Origin of the sequence: Rhizobium herbae, from assembly GCF_017873135.1 — a bacterium.
Taxonomy (GTDB): Bacteria; Pseudomonadota; Alphaproteobacteria; order Rhizobiales; family Rhizobiaceae; genus Pararhizobium; species Pararhizobium herbae.
The window spans coordinates 320659-337354 of sequence record NZ_JAGGJV010000006.1 but is presented as its reverse complement, the minus strand read 5'-3'; the positions used below and the strand labels follow the sequence as shown (position 1 = coordinate 337354).

The 16696-nt window shown below is 61.6% G+C and carries 16 protein-coding genes; 4 read left to right on the top strand and 12 right to left on the bottom strand.

Translation table 11 applies throughout. From position 1 onward, the window contains the following. Positions 1-11 precede the first annotated feature (11 nt). The 3 genes from J2Z75_RS18175 (at position 12) to J2Z75_RS18165 (ending at position 2409) form a co-directional block, all read left to right on the top strand. The gene (locus J2Z75_RS18175) at positions 12-629 is read left to right on the top strand and encodes a glutathione S-transferase family protein (RefSeq protein WP_209854163.1); all 618 of its coding nucleotides are present in this window, start codon (positions 12-14) and stop codon (positions 627-629) included. Between the two features lie 58 nt (positions 630-687). Then, entirely contained in the window at positions 688-1623 is a 936-nt protein-coding gene (locus tag J2Z75_RS18170; RefSeq protein WP_407692776.1) for a pyridoxamine 5'-phosphate oxidase family protein, read from the top strand. Between the two features lie 93 nt (positions 1624-1716). Continuing rightward, complete coding sequence (locus tag J2Z75_RS18165; RefSeq protein WP_209854162.1) at positions 1717-2409, top strand: DUF2161 domain-containing phosphodiesterase; 693 nt, start codon at positions 1717-1719, stop codon at positions 2407-2409. A 21-nt stretch (positions 2410-2430) separates the two neighbouring features. Here the strand turns inward: J2Z75_RS18165 and J2Z75_RS18160 are convergent, their stop codons facing one another. From J2Z75_RS18160 to J2Z75_RS18115, 10 genes are all read right to left on the bottom strand, one after another. Continuing rightward, entirely contained in the window at positions 2431-3579 is a 1149-nt protein-coding gene (locus J2Z75_RS18160; RefSeq protein ID WP_209854161.1) for a serine hydrolase domain-containing protein, read from the bottom strand. After that, the gene (gene aguB, locus J2Z75_RS18155) at positions 3576-4442 is read right to left on the bottom strand and encodes an N-carbamoylputrescine amidase (protein WP_209854325.1); all 867 of its coding nucleotides are present in this window, start codon (positions 4440-4442) and stop codon (positions 3576-3578) included. Before aguB ends, J2Z75_RS18160 begins: the two co-directional genes overlap by 4 nt. Positions 4443-4462: 20 nt before the next feature. Beyond that, a complete protein-coding gene (locus tag J2Z75_RS18150; RefSeq protein WP_209854160.1) occupies positions 4463-5494 on the bottom strand; it encodes a histone deacetylase family protein in 1032 nt (343 codons plus the stop codon). A 70-nt stretch (positions 5495-5564) separates the two neighbouring features. Then, complete coding sequence (locus tag J2Z75_RS18145) at positions 5565-6599, bottom strand: ABC transporter substrate-binding protein (protein ID WP_209854159.1); 1035 nt, start codon at positions 6597-6599, stop codon at positions 5565-5567. A gap of 20 nt (positions 6600-6619) precedes the next feature. After that, on the bottom strand, positions 6620-7420 hold the full coding sequence (locus J2Z75_RS18140) for an ABC transporter permease (RefSeq protein WP_209854158.1): 801 nt from the start codon (positions 7418-7420) through the stop codon (positions 6620-6622). After that, positions 7413-8333 (bottom strand): ABC transporter permease, encoded by a 921-nt coding sequence (locus J2Z75_RS18135; protein WP_209854157.1) that lies wholly within the window; start codon positions 8331-8333, stop codon positions 7413-7415. The genes J2Z75_RS18140 and J2Z75_RS18135 overlap by 8 nt, the downstream gene beginning before the upstream one ends. Before the next feature lies 1 nt (position 8334). After that, on the bottom strand, positions 8335-9444 hold the full coding sequence (locus J2Z75_RS18130; RefSeq protein WP_407692782.1) for an ABC transporter ATP-binding protein: 1110 nt from the start codon (positions 9442-9444) through the stop codon (positions 8335-8337). Between the two features lie 109 nt (positions 9445-9553). Continuing rightward, a complete protein-coding gene (locus J2Z75_RS18125) occupies positions 9554-11224 on the bottom strand; it encodes an amidohydrolase (protein WP_209854155.1) in 1671 nt (556 codons plus the stop codon). Positions 11225-11306: 82 nt separating this feature from the next. After that, positions 11307-14231: an aminotransferase gene (locus J2Z75_RS18120; RefSeq protein WP_234937412.1), complete on the bottom strand. Its 2925-nt coding sequence runs from the start codon at positions 14229-14231 to the stop codon at positions 11307-11309. Between the two features lie 234 nt (positions 14232-14465). Then, positions 14466-14612 (bottom strand): DUF1127 domain-containing protein, encoded by a 147-nt coding sequence (locus tag J2Z75_RS18115; RefSeq protein ID WP_209854153.1) that lies wholly within the window; start codon positions 14610-14612, stop codon positions 14466-14468. A 272-nt stretch (positions 14613-14884) separates the two neighbouring features. Here J2Z75_RS18115 and J2Z75_RS18110 point away from each other — a divergent pair, with 272 nt between their 5' ends. Continuing rightward, complete coding sequence (locus J2Z75_RS18110) at positions 14885-15064, top strand: hypothetical protein (RefSeq protein ID WP_209854152.1); 180 nt, start codon at positions 14885-14887, stop codon at positions 15062-15064. A 108-nt stretch (positions 15065-15172) separates the two neighbouring features. Here J2Z75_RS18110 and J2Z75_RS18105 read toward each other — a convergent pair whose 3' ends face one another. After that, a complete protein-coding gene (locus J2Z75_RS18105) occupies positions 15173-15685 on the bottom strand; it encodes an NUDIX hydrolase (RefSeq protein ID WP_209854151.1) in 513 nt (170 codons plus the stop codon). 5 nt (positions 15686-15690) lie between these two features. Beyond that, positions 15691-16695, bottom strand: coding sequence for a LacI family DNA-binding transcriptional regulator (locus J2Z75_RS18100; RefSeq protein ID WP_209854150.1), 1005 nt, complete (start codon positions 16693-16695; stop codon positions 15691-15693). Position 16696 lies beyond the last annotated feature (1 nt).

Below are 16696 nucleotides of genomic sequence, written 5' to 3'. Positions count from 1 at the left end.
GGAGACCCGCTATGAAGCTCTATTACCATCCCCTTTCCGGCCATGCGCATCGCGCCCGGCTGTTCCTGTCCCTGCTCGGTGTCCATGCGGAGCTGGTCGAAGTGAACCTTGCAGCCGGCGCGCATAAAGCACCTGACTTCCTCAAGCTCAATCCGTTCGGCCAGGTGCCGGTGCTGGATGACGGCGGCACGATCATCGCCGATTCCAACGCCATCCTCGTCTATCTCGCGAAGAAGCACGCGGCGGAAAACTGGCTTCCCGAAGACCCAAAGGGTGCCGCTGCCGTGCAACGCTGGCTTTCGGTCGCCGCCGGAGAGATCGCCTACGGCCCCTGTGCGGCGCGGCTTGTCACCGTCTTCGGCGCACCGTTCAACGCAGCCGAAGTCATCGCCCGCGCCCATGTCATCCTGGCGCGTGTCGACGCGGAACTCAACGGGCGCCAATGGATCGCCGCCGACCATCCGACCATCGCCGATGTCGCGCTCTACAGCTACATCGCCCGCGCGCCGGAAGGAAATGTCGACCGAAGCGCCTATGCGAATGTCAACGCCTGGCTGAAGCGCGTCGAAACTCTTCCCGGCTTCGTTGCCTTCCAGAAGACCGCGATCGGCATTCCTGAAATGGCCTGATCAAACACCCGGAGAGCGGCGTCGTGCCGCTCGTCCTTCTTTTCAAGAGGACCATACGATGCCGACCGCCCACATGATCGAAGCCCCATCACCCTGGCATGCGGGCGAGCGTGCCCTCCAGCAGCAAACCGGCGTTGCCGAGCGCATGGAAGAGGTCGGCCGCCGCGTACTGCGCGATTACCTGATCGACCAGCATCGAGCCTTTTATCCGCAACTTCCCTTCATCGTCCTCGGCACTGTGGATGACGAGGGGAACCCCTGGGCGACGTTGCGCGCCGCGCATCCGGGCTTCCTGCAAAGCCCCGATCCTGTCACGTTGAGCGTCAGCCTCGCGCGCGAACCCGGCGACCCGGCTGACGCCGGAATGGACGATGGCGACGCAATCGGCATGCTCGGTATCGAGCTGCACACGCGCCGCCGCAACCGGCTGAACGGAACGATCACACGCAGCGGGTCCGACGCGTTTGATGTGAAGGTCGGTCAATCCTATGGCAACTGTCCGAGATACATCCAGCCGCGCGATTTCAAGTTCATCCGCGACCCGTCCGCATCGCCTGCCGGTGAGCCATTGACGCTTGATCGGCTCGACGCTGGCGTTCGGCGGATGATTACCGCCGCCGATACATTCTTCGTCGCGTCCTATGCCGAGGTGGAGAACGGGCAACGGCAGGTGGATGTCTCGCATCGCGGCGGCGAAGCCGGCTTCGTCCGCATCGACGAGGCCAGCGTTCTGACCATTCCGGACTTCGCCGGCAATCTGTTCTTCAACACGCTCGGCAATATCCTTGCCAACGGCAAGGCCGGCCTCGTCTTTGTCGACTTCGAGACCGGTGACCTGCTCCACCTGTCGGGCGACGCGGAAGTGGTGCTGGAATCTCCGGATATTGCAGCTTTTCAGAGAGCTGAACGTCTCTGGCGTTTCACGCCACGCCGCGTCATCCGGCGGCCCGATGCCTTGCCCTTGCGTTGGGGTTGGGATCAGGAGGGGCAATAGCAGCCAGCCACTGTCCGCAAAATTGCAAGCCTCCGTTGATCTCGCCCACGAAACGCGTAAAGACCGTGGCTGACGATGATGTGAGGACATGATTTGGAGACCACGCTCTATCTGCCGATCAAAGGTTTTCTCGAAGCGGCCGGCTACAGCGTCAAGGGCGAAATCGCCGGCTGCGATCTCGTGGGCCTCACGCCTGACGAGCCGCCGGTCGTGGTGGTCTGCGAACTCAAGCTCAGTTTCAATCTCGAACTGGTCCTCCAGGCCGTCGACAGGGCGGCGGCGAGCGACGAAGTGTGGATTGCCGCCCGCGTTTCTGCGAAGGGAAAGGGCCGCGAAAGCGATCGTCGCTACCGCGACCTCTGCCGGCGGCTTGGTTTTGGCATGCTCGGTGTTGCCGACAATGGCACGGTCGATGTCATCGTCAGCCCGGTTGCACCGATGCCGCGCAAGAATGCGCGCAAGCGGTCGCGCCTCGTCAACGAACACAAGCGCCGCAAAGGCGATCCGGCGGTTGGCGGCAGCACGCGCGCACCGATCATGACGGCCTATCGCCAGCAGGCGCTTGCCTGCGCGGCCGCCCTGCAAGCCGGGCCGCTCCGCCCCAGGGACCTGAAGCCGATCGTGCCTACAGCAATGAATATCCTGCGCGGCAATGTCTATGGCTGGTTCGAACGGCTTGAGCGCGGCATTTACGGCCTGACGCCTTTGGGCGCGCAGGCCCTGATGCGCTGGCCAGCTACTCCGGACGAAGAAGCGAACATGCTGCTTATCGAGAAAGCCGGCTAGCCCGATTTCGCACCGCCTCCATCAGGAGGCCGCAGCTGTGGCGACTTTGCGCAGCATGCGCACGATGGCCTGATCGAGGATCGGATCGACCGGCAGGGCCTGCGACGACAGCTTGACGATCACAGTTTCGGTGGCCGGCTCGATCCAGATCCATTGGCCGTGAATGCCGATGGCTGCAAGTTCTCCGCCGCCGGTCTCGTACCAATAGTTGCGGTAGCTGCCGGTTGGAAACAGCGTCGTCTGGTCGCCGTTCTTCCATGCTTCACGGTTGCCGCCCGTCCAGAGGCCATCGATGAAAGACGGCGGGATCAGTCCGCCGCCCTGCCTGCGGACGAGTTCGCCGGCCAGCGCCAGGTCGCGCGCCGTCGCCGACATGCCACCGGCGGCGCGGGCCGTGCCGATGCGGTCGACCGTGATCATGGCATCGGACTTAGCCCCCATCGGCTTCCAGAGATGCTGGCTGAGCAACGTGGCCAGCCGCGCACCGGCAGCCCGCTCCAGCACGATACCGGCAAGATCCGTATCGGGCGAGCGATAAGCATGTTTTTCTCCGTGTTCCCAGGAGCCCTTCCCGATGCTGCAGATGAAGCTCTTCAAATCCGGCGCCGGGTTGCCAGGCTTGTCGGGGTTCCATCCGGTTGCGCGGCGGTAGCGGTCAAAGCCGCCCGAGGTGTCGAGATAGTCCTCGACGAAATCGACGCTGATTTCCATGTCGAACAGTTGCTGCACCGTTGCATCCGCATAGGCGGAACCGGCGACTTCTGGCACGTAGTCACCGACAAGCTTGTCGAACGAGAGCAGACCCTTTCCGGCAAGAATTCCGGCAAGCAATGCGGTCAGCGACTTTGAAACGGAGAAGATGATGTGTGGGCGGGCCGGATCGGAATGCGCCGCCGACCATTCGGCGACGATGCGTCCGTTCCGCATCACGACAAGCTCGTCGGTTTCGCTCGAGGTTAGAAACGCCTTCAGCGACACGGCCCCGCCGTCAACGCCTGATACCTCCAGCGTTTCAAGCGCGCTCAGGTTGATCGGCGGCCCTTCGCCCTGGCGGCTGGAGAGAATGACGGCGGAAGGCACGACCTCGCTGACATTCCGGAAGGACCAGCGGGAATAGGGCGCTGTTCGCCAGTTGGCGAGCGTCACGTCCGCGCGTGTGAAATCCGTCATGTCCTGTCTCCACCATCCGCCGTTGCCAGCACGCCATAAAGCTCCGGGCGACGATCGCGGAACATGCCCCAGGCGGCGCGATTATCGGCCAGCAATTGCCTGTCGAAACTGGCGACCAGCACCTCCTCGGCATCGCGCCCGGCACTGGCCGCAAGTTGCCCATCCGGACCGGCAATGAAGGAAGAGCCGTAATAGGATTGTGACAGGCCGCCGATCGTTTCCGAGCCGATCCGGTTGGCGGCGGCGACCGGCATCATGTTGGCGGCGGCGTGGCCGCGCATCACCATGCGCCAATGCTCCATCGTATCGAGATCGGGCCGGGCGGGCTCCGAGCCGATCGCGGTCGGATAGAGGACCAGCTCTGCCCCCATCAGCGCCATGGCGCGGGCGGCTTCCGGAAACCACTGGTCCCAGCAGATCCCGATACCGATCGTACCGAAGCGTGTCGGCCAGACCTTGAAGCCGGTATCGCCGGGCCGGAAATAGAATTTTTCGCTGTAGCCCGGCCCATCCGGAATATGCGATTTCCGGTAGACACCGAGGATCGCGCCCGTGTCGTCGATCATCGCAAGGCTGTTGTAGAAAGCCTGGTTTTTCTTCTCGAAAAATGAAACCGGCAGCAGGACGCCAAGTTCGCGTGCCAAGGCCTGCATCGGTGCGATCACCGGATGAGCGGCAAGCGGATGCGCCTGCGCGAAATGGACCGGATCCTGCGTCTGGCAGAAATACAGACCTTCGAAAAGCTCCTGAACCAATACGATGTTGGCGCCCTTCGCAGCGGCCTGCCGGATCAGCCGCGAAGCGGTCGCGAGATTTTCGGCGAGATCATCCGTGCAGGCGAACTGCACGACGCCCAAACTCATGATTGATGCGGGAGCCACGATCAAACGTCCTCGAATCCGGTCAGGACGCTCACCGCGTTGACGCCGATCTCGGCGACGGCATAGCCGCCTTCCATGACAAACAGTGTCGGCACGCCGAGGCGGGCAATGCGCTCTCCGATCTTCGGAAAATCCTCGGTCTTCAGCCTGAACTTGCTGATCGGATCCTTCTCGAACGTATCGACGCCGAGCGAGACCACCACGACATCAGGATTATAGGCCACCAGCTTGCCGCAGGCATCCTCCAGCGACTGGCTCCAGCGCGCCCAATCGGTGCCGAAACGCATGGGATAGTTGAGATTGTAGCCCTCCCCCTCACCGGCGCCGCGTTCGTTCGCATGTCCGAGGAAATAGGGATACTCCTGCATCGGATCGGCATGGAGATTGATCACCTGCACGTCAGCGCGGGAATAGAAGATTTCCTGCGTGCCGTTGCCATGGTGATAGTCGACATCGAGGATCGAGACACGTTTGGCACCGTTGTCGCGGAACCATTGCGCGGCCACGGCCGCATTGTTGATGTAGCAATAGCCGCCCATGAAGCCGGCGCCGGCATGGTGGCCCGGCGGGCGGCAGAGCGCGAAAGCGGCGCGTTCGCCATCCTGCACGAGACCGGCGGCCGTCAGCGCAACATCGTGCGAGGATTTGATCGCGTCCCACGAGCCTTCGACGATGCCGCAGCCGGCATCGAAGGAATAATAGCCGAGCAGCCCATCGATGAACTCCGGCGGCACGTCGCCGCGCAGGCCCCGTGTCGGCCACGTGAAGGGCAGCGCCGTGCCGGAACGGCCCTCGGCGGTCCAGCGGTCCCAGATCGTCGGCAGGAAATCGAGATAATCCTGCCTGTGAACGCGGGCGGCCGTCGTCAGATCATGCTCCTCAGGTGCAAGGATCGGCCCCAGGCCGATGGCCTTGATGCGCGCGGAAACATATTCGGCACGCGAGGTCAGTTCGTAGCCGGGAACGATGGCACCCGCGACGAGTTCGAGCTGGTCGGCATGGCCGCGGTGGCGGGGCGAGAATACGGTTTTCATGAATGATATCCGTCAGCAGGAATGAGATCGCACCCCGCGCTGCTTGCTGCGGGGTGCGATGATTTCGGGCTTACTTCTGAAGCTCGGTCCAGATCTTCGTGTAGAGTTCCTGAACTTCCGGCGGGCAGGTCTTCGAAGGAACGCCAAGCGACGCGAACTCCTTCGGCACGTCGATTTCCGGCGCCCCCTTCATGTCGGCCGGCATGAACTTGTCAGATCCGGCGATGCCGTTGGCATAACGGTGGAAGCCGGAATTCATGCCGGCATTTTCCGGATCCATCATGAAGTTCTGGAACAGCTTGGCATTCTCGACATTCTTGGCATCCTTGAGGACGGCAAGATTGTCGCTCCAGTTGACGAAGCCTTCCTTCGGATAACCATAGTGAATCGCCGGGTTCTTCAACCGCTGGCGGAAGGCCGAGCCGTTCCAGTCGCTCGAGGCGGAAAAATCGCCCGAGCCCATCTTCTCGATGGTGCCGTATTCCATCGCCACCCAGTTCGGCTTGGCCTTGACCAGCGTGTCGCGCACCTTCTTGAGGATCGTCAGATCGCCGGTGCATTTGGTTCCGCCGTTGTAGAGTACGGCGGCGTCGATGACGTCGGTCATTTCCGGAACGACGTTGACCTTGCCCTTCAGCTCATCCGGCGTATCGAAGATGATGCCCCAGGTGTTGATATCGCCCTTGTAGACATCGGTGTTGACGACGGTACCGACCGTGCCCATCGCCCAGGGAACCGTATACTTTCGGCCCGGATCGAAGTCGGTCTCGGTCCATTCGGGCGCCACGTTCTTGAAGTTTTCCATCTTGGACGGATCGGTTTCAAGCAGCAGCCCTTCCGAAATCCAGATGGGAACATAATTCTGCGACGGCACGACCATGTCGAAGCCGGAACCGCCCTGGCGAACCTTGGCAAGCGCGGTGTCGTTGGAATCGTAGTCGGTGATGGTCACCTTGACCTTGTACTGGTCCTCGAATTTCTTGATCATCTCTGGACTGGTGTAGTTGCCCCAGTTGTAGATGTTGAGTTCGCCTTCCGCATGGGCAAACCCCGCCGACGCGAGAAGTGTGGCCGTCAAGGCCATGGCTGCTGTGATCCGTTTCATGGTGCTGTTCCCTTTTCTTGTTAGACTCGTTTTCTGTTGACGACGAAGAAGACGGTGACGACGCAGATCGACAGGAGCAGAAACAGCGTCGAGATCGCGTTCATTTCCGGGGTGATGGTCCGGCGGATCTGGCCGAGCATGTAGGTCGGCAGCGTATCCTGACCCGCCGATTTGACGAATTCGGTGATGACGACATCGTCCAGCGAGATCACGAAGGCCAGCATGAAGCCGGCGAGAATGCCGGGCCAGAGCAACGGCAGGGTGACGTAGCGAAAGGCATTCCACGGCGTCGCGTAGAGATCGGCGGCGGCCTTCTCCAGCGTCAGGTCCATGTTTTCCAACCGCGCCCGGATCGGCAGGTAGGCAAACGGGATGCAGAATGCCGTGTGGGCAGCGATGAGATAACCAAGCCCGGAATAGCCGGTCCAGATCTTGATGCGGGCAAAGAAGATCAGGAGCGCCACGGCGGTGACGATCTCCGGGATCATCAGCGGCTGGTTGATGAAGGCATATTTCAGCGTCAGGCCGCGATAGGGCTCCGTCCGCGTCGTCGCCAACGCCGCCATCGTGGCTGCAATCGTTGCGATGACGGCCGCGACCGCAGCGATCTGCAGGGAGCGCAGCGATGCGTCGATGACCTGCTGATTTTCGAAGGCCTTGGCGAACCACCGCAGCGAAACACCTTCGAAGGAGGCGAGCGATTCCCCGGCATTGAACGAATAGAACACCAGAACGGCGATCGGCAGATAAAGCGCGAAGAAGCAGATCATCGCAATCGTGGTGAAGCCGCGCTGGCGGCGGATCGAGAATGTCCTAGCCATGCCGGCTCCCTTGCGATCCGGCATTGCGGACGTAGGCCAGCAGCGCCACCATGACGATCAGCATCAGCGTGATCGACAGCGCCGATCCGAGCGGCCAGTTGCGGCCCTGCCCGAACTGCAATTCGATGAGGTTGCCCAGCATCAGGTTCTTGCCCCCGCCAAGGATGCTCGGTGTCACATACGCCCCGAGCGCCGGGATGAAGACGAGGATCGAGCCGGCGATGATGCCGGGCTTGACCAGCGGAATAACGATCTTGCGCAAGACCTTGAACGGTGTCGCGTAGAGATCGTAGCCGGCTTCGACCAGCCGGAAATCCAGCTTTTCCATGCTGGCATAGAGCGGCAGGACCATCAGCGGCAGATAGACATAGACCATGCCCGTGAGGATGGCACCGTCGGTGAACAGCATCTGGATCGGCCCTGAGATCAGATCGAATTTCAACAGAAGGCCGTTGATCAGCCCCTCGTTGCGGATGATTTCGAGGATGGCGAAAGTCCGGATGAGAAGATTGGTCCAGAACGGAATGGTGATCAGGAACAGCCAGAGTTCCCGCGTCCGCTCCGGCCGTGTCGCGATGAAATAGGCCGTCGGAAAGCCGGCCAGCAGCGTCAGGATCGTGGTGACCAGCGACAGCACGACCGAGCGCACGAAGATCGACACATGCGCATCGGCGATCGAGAACGTGCCGTCAAAAATATCCTTTTCCATGACGACGCTGATCCAGCCCTCCAGCGAAGGCAGCCATTGCACGTCGCCGTAGGGGCCGGGCGTCAGGAAGGAATAGACAAGAACGATCAGCAGCGGACCAGAGGCGGCAAGGAGGATGATCAGTAGGGCGGGAAGCGAAAGCAGCCACCGTTTCCGGATGTCCCTGCTCTTTTCCGCCTCGATCGTCCCCGCTGCGTCTGGCATCTCAGTTCCTCAAGACCCGGGCGGCGTTGGCCTCAAGGGCGATGCCGACCCTGTCACCCTCGGCAAAACGCGCGCTCTGCAGCGGTTTGTTCTGTTCTCGCAGGGTAAAAAGCGTCTCTCCGTCCGAAAGGCGAACATGGTAGTGGGTGTCGGTGCCGAAATAGACGACGTTTTCGAGCGTTCCGGTCATCTGGCAGGCGGCGGGCTGGTCCGGCGGGCAAAGCATCGCATGTTCCGGCCGCAGCACCACCGTCACCTCGCCTTCCGCATGGAAATCCTGCGGCACCGTCGCCGAAATCCGGCCTGCGACCGGCGTGTCAACGTCGGCCACACCGTCGGCCACAGACTTGATCCGGCCTTTGAGGAAATTGGTCTCGCCGATAAAATCGGCGACGAAACGATCCGTCGGCGCATCATAGATCTCGCGCGGATTGCCGACCTGCAGGATTTTGCCCGACGACATGACGGCGATACGGTCCGACATGGTCAGCGCCTCTTCCTGGTCATGCGTCACGAAGATGAAGGTGATGCCGGTTTCAGCCTGCAGGCGCTTCAGCTCGATCTGCATGTCCTTGCGCAGCTTGTAGTCCAGTGCCGACAGCGGCTCGTCGAGAAGCAGGACCTTCGGCTGCGGCGCAAGCGCGCGGGCCAAGGCGACGCGCTGCTGCTGCCCGCCGGAAATCTGGCTCGTCCGCCGGCCGGCAAGCGCTTCCATGCGCACCAGCCTCAGCATGGCGGCGACGCGATCCCTGACCTCCTGTTTCGGGCGACCAAGCATCGTCAGGCCGAAGCCGATATTGTCAGCGACCGTCATATGCGGGAAGAGGGCGTAACTCTGAAAGACCGTGTTGACCGGGCGCTTGAAGGGCGGCATGGCAGCAATGTTCTCGCCATTCAGCATGATGTCGCCGGATGTCGGAAACTCAAAGCCGGCAATCAGCCGCAAAAGGGTGGTCTTGCCGCATCCGGAAGGCCCGAGAAGCGTAAAGAACTCGTTTTGCCGGATCGATACCGATGCCTTGTCGACGGCGGCGAACGCAAACTCGCCGAAGCCGAATATCTTGGAAACATTGCGAATTTCAATCGCGTTCAATTCCGCCATATGCGGCACACCCAACCTTGCATGAAGCTGCTGTTCCCGCCTTTTCGGCTTTGCGCTAGGTGACCACAGCGCCTTCCCGTTGACAACACGATTCTGTTTTCTAAGGCAAAAATATTTATCAGGAGGAAAAACTTATCCGCCCACCGCAAATGGTGGTGACCGGTTTGATCGTGTGCAAGTCGGCCGGAGCCACCGTTTCGATATCCCCGTTGAGCACAACGATGTCGGCAAGGTACCCTTGCCTGATCTTGCCCTTGCGGTCCTCCTTGAACTCCGCATAGGCGCCCTCGACGCAATAGGCGGAAAGCGCCTCTATCAGCGAAAAGGACTGGTCCGGATCGCTCCCGGCCCAGCGCTTGCGGGTAACTGCGGCCTCGACGCCGATCAGCGGGTCGATCGGCGACACCGGCCAGTCGGAGGCAAAGCAGATGCGCGCGCCTGCATCCTTCAGCGTTCGCCAGGCATAGCTCAGCGGCCAGCGTTCCCTGCCAATGCGCGAGACGGTCGGCTCCAGCGGCACGCCGGCGCAGCCGGGCGGGTGCGGCGGCTGCATGGAGGCGATGACGCCGAGTTCGGCAAACCGGGCGATGTCGTCGGGATGCACCACCTCGATATGCTCGATGCGATGGCGGCTGTCGCGCGCGCCGTTCTCCTGCCTTGCTGCTTCATAGCCATCGAGCACCGCACGAACGGCACCGTCACCGATGGCATGGACCGCGATCTGCAGCCCGCGCCGGTCGGCCTCCACGGCCACCGCGCGGAAACTCTCGGGCGTGAACAGCCCCTCGCCGCAATCGCCCGGCTTGTCCGCGTATGGCTCGACCATGACCGCCGTCCAGCTGTCGAGCACGCCATCGTAGAACACCTTGACGACGCCGGAAGACAGCCAGTCGCTGTCAAAGCGACGGGCCAGATCGGAGGCCTTTTCGAGCATGTCGAGCGACATGAAATTCTTGTAGTGGAAAGGGATCATCACCCGGCATGGCAAACCACCGTCTTCCTTCTCGATCGCCGAGAGCAGCTCAAGCTGATAGAGATTGCCGTCCATATTCTGGATGGTGGTGATGCCGTGGCGGGCGCAATAGTCGAGGCCGCGCCGCATCACGGCGATATCCTGCGCCCATTGCGCTGCGTTCGGATAGGGATCCGGCTCGCCGCCGGTTGCAAGACCGAGGCGGTAGCGATCGAACCCGCCGGCCGCCTGCAACGGGCTGAAGGCTTCCATCTCGCGCAGTTCCCCGGTCGCCAGACCGTCCTCGCCCATCACGACCTCGTTGCCCGGACCGAGTTCGGCGCCATGGAGCATGTCGACCAGTTCGAGCGCCCCGGTATTGGCCCAGGCCGTGTGATGATCCGGCGCAAAGAGGACCAGCGGCTGGTGCGAGAGGATCGCATCGAGATGATGACGCGTCAGGCGCTCGGTATCGCCCAGGATCGTATAGTCAGCCCCTTGCGCGAAGAGAACTCTTTCATCGGTCCGTGCCGCAGCATAGGTCCGCACAGCCTCGGTCAATGCTGCAAGCCCGCTTACCCCGGCGAGCTGGAGATGATCGAGTTCGGCCGCGCCAGAAAACAGGTGCATGTGGTTTTCGGAAAATCCGGGGAGCACCGTTCCACCGGCCGCGTCGATGACCTGCGTGTCTGCTCCTAGAAACGAATCGATATCCGCCTGGGTACCGACCGCGACGATCCGGCCGGAGGCGAGCGCCACGGCCTCGGCCCGGGTATTGTCATCATCCAGCGTCAGGACACGCGCGTTGAGAATGACGATATCGGCGGTCTGGGTCATGAGGGGACTCGCTGCTTGCCATGAATGTGGCGCGAGCTAAGCCGATCGCGCCACGCAATTCAACCGGGATCAATGGCTTTCCTCACCATCCTTCCGAAAGCACGCGCTCCAGCATGTCGGCGAAGAAATCGGCGCTCTGACGCGACAGACAAAGCGGCGGCTTGATCTTCAGCACGTTCAGATGATCGCCGGTCGGCTGCATGAGGACGCCGAGTTGCAGCAACCGGTCGCAGATCGCAGCCGTTTCCAAGGTTGCCGGCGTGAGCGTCTCGCGGTCGCGGACGAATTCGAGACCGAGATAGAGCCCCATACCGTGCACCGCGCCGACGAGGGGAAAGCGCTGACCCAGAGCTTCAAGCCGGCGCTTCAGGTGACCGCCGACGATTCGGGCATTTTCCTGCAGACCCTCGTCGCGCATGATGTCGAGCACGGTCAAACCGACGACGGAGCTCACCGGGCTGCCGCCGGCGGAGGAGAAGAAGTAGCCTTCCTTCTCCAGTGCATCGGCGATTGCCCTGGTGGTGATGACGGCACCGAGCGGATGGCCGTTGCCCATGCCCTTGGCAATCGTGATGATATCGGGCGTGACGCCCTGCTCCTCGAAGCCCCAGAAGTGATGGCCGAGACGGCCATAACCGACCTGCACCTCGTCGGCGATGCAGACGCCGCCGCGTGCCCGGACCATCGCATAGACATCCTTCAGGTAGCCGGGCGGCAGAGGAATGCCACCGGCGTTGCCGTAGACGCATTCGCAGATGAACCCGGCCAATCTCTTGCCGTCCCGGTCGAGTTTTTCGAGCACGGGAGCGACAGTTGCGACATAGTCGGCCGTCGATCCCGGTCCCCGAAAAGGGCCACGATAAGTGTTGGGCGACATCACCGGATGCACCCAGTCCGGCCGGGTGGTCAGCGCCTGCGGGTTGTCGGCGATGGAGGTCGATACCGCGTCGCTGGCGACCGACCAGCCGTGATACCCCTCGAGAAGACAAAGCATGCTGCGCGCACCCGTCGCCGCCCAGGCGAGCCGCAGGGCGAGATCGTTGGCTTCCGAGCCGCTGTTGACCAGAAACACCGTATCGAGCCCATCGGGCGCCAGCGCCGCCAGCCGTTCGGAAAACTCCGCCACCGAAGCATAGTGAAACCGGGAATTGGTGTTGAGCCGCTGCCATTGCCGGTGGACGGCATCGGCAAGCCGCGGATGTCCATGGCCGAGAATGGTGACGTTGTTGACCATGTCGAGATAGGCGCGTCCCTCGACATCGACCATATGCTCGCGCCAGCCACGCTCGATCTGCGGCGGTGTCTCGTAGTAGTTCTTCTGCGGCTTGGCGAAATGGCTCTGGCGGCGGGCAAGAAGCGCTGAACTCCCGGGCGCCGGCGCATCGCAGTCGAAGCCGAGAAGCCTGGCAGGCGACGGGCAGAGCGCCGCCCAGGCCGCGGCATGACCCGGAGATACGAACGACGGCGGCACAATCTCCTTGTCGCGGCAGAGTTGGACCCGCAACATGCCCTTTTCGCCCTGCGCACCAGCGACCGCGCCAAGCGGCTTGCCGCGACCGACAACGGTCTCCAGGCTGGGCAAGGTCTCGATACCGGTCAGATGGAGTGCTGCATCCTCCCCCACCAGGACGAGGCCGTTGTCGGTGAATTTGAGAATACCATCAAAGGGGGCTACGACGCTCGTGCCCGCCGGCAAAAGCAGATCGACATGGAGTGCGAAGGTATCGGCTGGCTTCGGCGAAAGCAAAACCGTGCGGGTCAAACGGTATTCGCCATAGCGGGTCGCAGTAAGAGCGTGTTCGCCACAGGCGTTCTGCAACGCGCTCACCTCGAGTTCGAGTTCCGGCCATGGTACACCGTCGAACAGCGGGCTTTGCGTATCCAATGCGATCGTTGCAACCTGCGCCAGATCGATTCCTGGCAACAGCAAGCCGCCGGCGATAGGGGTGGCCGGGGCAATCGAGTACCCCACGGACTGGACGATCGCCGTCTCCATCAGCGCTGGCGGCACGGAGACCGCCACGTCGAAGATCATCCGTTCGTGGTCGATATTGCCGCTGACATAGGGGTTGTCCGGATCAAGCGCCAGCTGCTGTTCGCTGCTCGCCACCAGCACGGCGGACCGCGCCACGATCAGCGGCCAGAGCGCCTGCAATTCGGCGTCATTGAGTGGAAAAACCGCGTGAAACGCCTTTATGGCAGGCAAAATGACGAAGGGATCGCCATCGGCATGATGCAGCAGCGAAGCGCACGTGACGGCGAGATCGGCTGCGAGCCAGCCGTTCATACTATCGCCGAAATCGATCACCCCGTTCGGGATCAACTGGCCATGGTCGTTCGGTTGGCTGACGACATTGTCGTCGGTCACGTCATGATGGATCGCCTGCAGCCGCAGCTCCGGTTTCAGAGCGTCGAGCCGTTGCATGGCCGTGTCCATCGCCCGGGTGATACGCTCCTTTCGATCAGCGTCGTTCACGGCGGACAGGAGATGGCGCACGACCGGTTCGGCGTGACGCAGATCCCATTGCAGATCGCGCGACAGGCCGGGATGGATGAAATCCGAAAGCGCCAGCGCAAGCCGACCGCCGAGCGCGCCGAGTGCCGCGATCGTGACCGGGGGCAAATGTTTCCGCCGCGTCAGCGGCTCGCCCTCGATATAGTCGAGCAGGCGGATCTGATAGTCCTGTCCGCGCACCTTGGCGAACACGATGTCCGCTCCGTCTACGGCCGCGATAACCCTCGGCACGCGCGGCATTCCGGGTTTGCCGGCGATATGGCGCAAAGCGGCGTTCTGGGCTTCAAGCTCAATGGTCGCATAATCCGAGCGGCAGATTTTCAGGACGAAACGGCCGTTTGCCGCATCGATGCGATAATTGCGATCCTGCTGGCTGCCAAGTTCGACGATCGGTCCCGACAGACCATAATGGACGGCGAAAAGACGAGCGGTATCTTCGGCATTCACTTCGGGCCGCGACAACTCTGCCCGCCGCAAAAACGCATGTTCCAATGTCTCGCTCCCCGGAATCAGATTGCCTGCAGATTGGCACAGCCCGGAATGAACGCGAACGGAAATTGACATGGCTCTTACACCCTGGGTTCCGGACCTCGAAGCCTCTTGCGAGACACCGATGACGGTCCGCCAAAACCCAGTTCTGAATTCAAATGTCATCCAATGCAAAACGCCCGCTGCGGTGCAACGGGCGTTTCGACAGATCTCTTCAAGGTACGGTGTTCGCTCTGATCAGCGAGCGACCGACGCACGAGCGATGCTCTGGATGTCGAAGCGGTCGATGCCGAGATCCTGGAGTTCGCGGGTAGTCATGCGGCCGAGTTCAGTGACCGTCTGACGATACTTGCGCCAGTTATTGAAGGAGCGTGCTACGTTCATGATGATCCCCTTTCTAGGGCTGTCCGATTCCGGCAGCCAGTCCGTGGCGCCGTTGTCGTTTTGATGATCGGAATATAAGCCTCCCGATTATGCAGTAACAGCGCCAATACTTCAGGCCACCCATGCGTCGGATGCATAGTCACTTTGGCGAAGATGCCTTCGAAGACGTATCGTGCTTCAATCATCATTCATTGCGGCGTTTTTTGCCGGCGCGCTGGAACTTCCCGCCATCTACGGCGTTTCAAGCGCGAGATGAAACAGGAGTCCCTAATATGCTCGCAAAGTTTTCTTATCTCGCATTCGGCTTCGTTCTGGGCGCTGCTCTCTTGCTGACGCTGACAATGGTCAACAGCAACAACACGGTGCTGTCGAAAACGAGCCGCCTGAACGGAATTGACACGCCCGCGCACACTACGGCACCCGCAGATTTTGCGATGGAACGGTTTGGGTAGAAACGCGGTCGCGGGGAGTTATGTTTGGATTTCATCGCGCTCCAGGTGATCGCGACATTGAATCCCATGTTGTGAACCAGGACCCGCTCTCATCATCCAGCAATGACCTCACGACAACAGAGCCCGCTGCATCGACAGGAAAAGACCCTTCAGCTCCGGTTCGCGGACACGCCGGGCTGCTTCGCTGCAAGACACCCACTCGCTGATCCGCTGGCCTTTTTCGCGAAAGGCGTCTGAAACCTCTTCGACATCAAGAAGATGAACTTGGACGCAGCAAGGAATGCGCTGGCCGTTGCCGGACACTTTCAGGTAGGTGAAATATCCAAACGGCTTCTTCTTAGTCTTGCCGCGCACGCCGGCCTCTTCAAAGGCTTCTATGGCAGCGACCTCGTGCGGCTTCTTCCCCGCTATCGGCCAGCCCTTCGGAATGATCCAGCGGCCGCTCTCGCGACTGGTCACCAGAAGCACCTCGAAGAGGCCACGGTCCTTGCGGAGGCGATAGCAGAGTGCCGCGAACTGGTCGCGCATTCGTTCCTTAAGCGGCACGCCGGTGACGGAGGCGGGTTCGAACAGAAACGTGCCCGGCTTTTTCGAGAGCTTTTTTTTGGGTGCACTGGTCATGGCATCTAGCCGCCTCTGATCGAGGTTCGCCACACCAGATCGGCGTGCAGACACACCGATTGGCTTTCGGGCTGCACGGTATCTCCCGCCAACCAGGAAACCGTCTCGCGCGCGATCATGTCCACCGGCTGTGCGAATGTGGTCAACTGATAGGACGACCAGGAGGCCTGTTCGATATCGTCGAAACCGGCCACGCAGATCTGATCGGGGATCGACATCGAAAACTGATGCCGGGCAGCATCCATGAAGCCGCAGGCAAGGAGATCGGTGGCACAGAACACGGCATCCGGACGCTCCTTGCGGGTCAGAAGCTGCTGGGCGACAACCCGGCCACTCTCGTAGCCCGTATGACCGAACCGTTCGACGATCACATCCAGTCCGAGCGCCTTGGCGGCAGCAACGAAACCGCGCTCGCGTGCCATCAGGCTCGGCGTTCCCGCCTGCGAATTGGCAAAGGCAAGCTTACGGCAGCCTGCCCGCACGAAAGCCGTGGCAATCCGCGCCGCCGCATCCTCGTCGTCGAGGTTGATTTTGAGCGGCCCTTCACTGTCGTCATCGCGGTTGATCAGTACCAGCCGCTGGCCGTTCTTCAGACACAGGTCGGTAATCGACTTGTCGGGCAGGCCGGAGAGGATGATCGAGGCGTCGGCGCGGTACCGGATCGCCTGCCGCAGCGCAAGATCGACGCTGTCATCGGAGCGATCGGTATTGATCAGCATCGCGACCTTGCCGGAATTCTGCAACTGCTGTGTCAAGGCCCGGGTCATCGCCGAGCGATAGGGCGTGCCGATGTCCGACACAATGAGGCAGACGATGCCGCTCTCGTTGCGCATCAGCCCACGAGCCAGATGGTTGACGTGGTAGCCAAGCACCTCGGCGGCATCCAGCACCTTCTGGCGGGTTTTCGGCGATACGCTGGCGCCGGACGTAAACGTGCGCGAAACCGCGGAGCGCGAAACGCCCGCCTTTTCAGCTACTTCCTGCGCACTGACGAATAGTTTTTGCGACACG

What these genes read in the sequence shown, in the direction of transcription:
- J2Z75_RS18175 (WP_209854163.1), top strand. Translation starts at nt 12, where the DNA reads ATGAAGCTCTATTACCATCCCCTTTCCGGCCATGCGCATCGCGCCCGG.
- J2Z75_RS18170 (WP_407692776.1), top strand. Translation starts at nt 688, where the DNA reads ATGCCGACCGCCCACATGATCGAAGCCCCATCACCCTGGCATGCGGGC.
- J2Z75_RS18160 (WP_209854161.1), bottom strand. Translation starts at nt 3,579, where the DNA reads ATGACGGATTTCACACGCGCGGACGTGACGCTCGCCAACTGGCGAACA.
- aguB (WP_209854325.1), bottom strand. Translation starts at nt 4,442, where the DNA reads ATGAGTTTGGGCGTCGTGCAGTTCGCCTGCACGGATGATCTCGCCGAA.
- J2Z75_RS18150 (WP_209854160.1), bottom strand. Translation starts at nt 5,494, where the DNA reads ATGAAAACCGTATTCTCGCCCCGCCACCGCGGCCATGCCGACCAGCTC.
- J2Z75_RS18145 (WP_209854159.1), bottom strand. Translation starts at nt 6,599, where the DNA reads ATGAAACGGATCACAGCAGCCATGGCCTTGACGGCCACACTTCTCGCG.
- J2Z75_RS18140 (WP_209854158.1), bottom strand. Translation starts at nt 7,420, where the DNA reads ATGGCTAGGACATTCTCGATCCGCCGCCAGCGCGGCTTCACCACGATT.
- J2Z75_RS18135 (WP_209854157.1), bottom strand. Translation starts at nt 8,333, where the DNA reads ATGCCAGACGCAGCGGGGACGATCGAGGCGGAAAAGAGCAGGGACATC.
- J2Z75_RS18125 (WP_209854155.1), bottom strand. Translation starts at nt 11,224, where the DNA reads ATGACCCAGACCGCCGATATCGTCATTCTCAACGCGCGTGTCCTGACG.
- J2Z75_RS18115 (WP_209854153.1), bottom strand. Translation starts at nt 14,612, where the DNA reads ATGAACGTAGCACGCTCCTTCAATAACTGGCGCAAGTATCGTCAGACG.
- J2Z75_RS18110 (WP_209854152.1), top strand. Translation starts at nt 14,885, where the DNA reads ATGCTCGCAAAGTTTTCTTATCTCGCATTCGGCTTCGTTCTGGGCGCT.
- J2Z75_RS18105 (WP_209854151.1), bottom strand. Translation starts at nt 15,685, where the DNA reads ATGACCAGTGCACCCAAAAAAAAGCTCTCGAAAAAGCCGGGCACGTTT.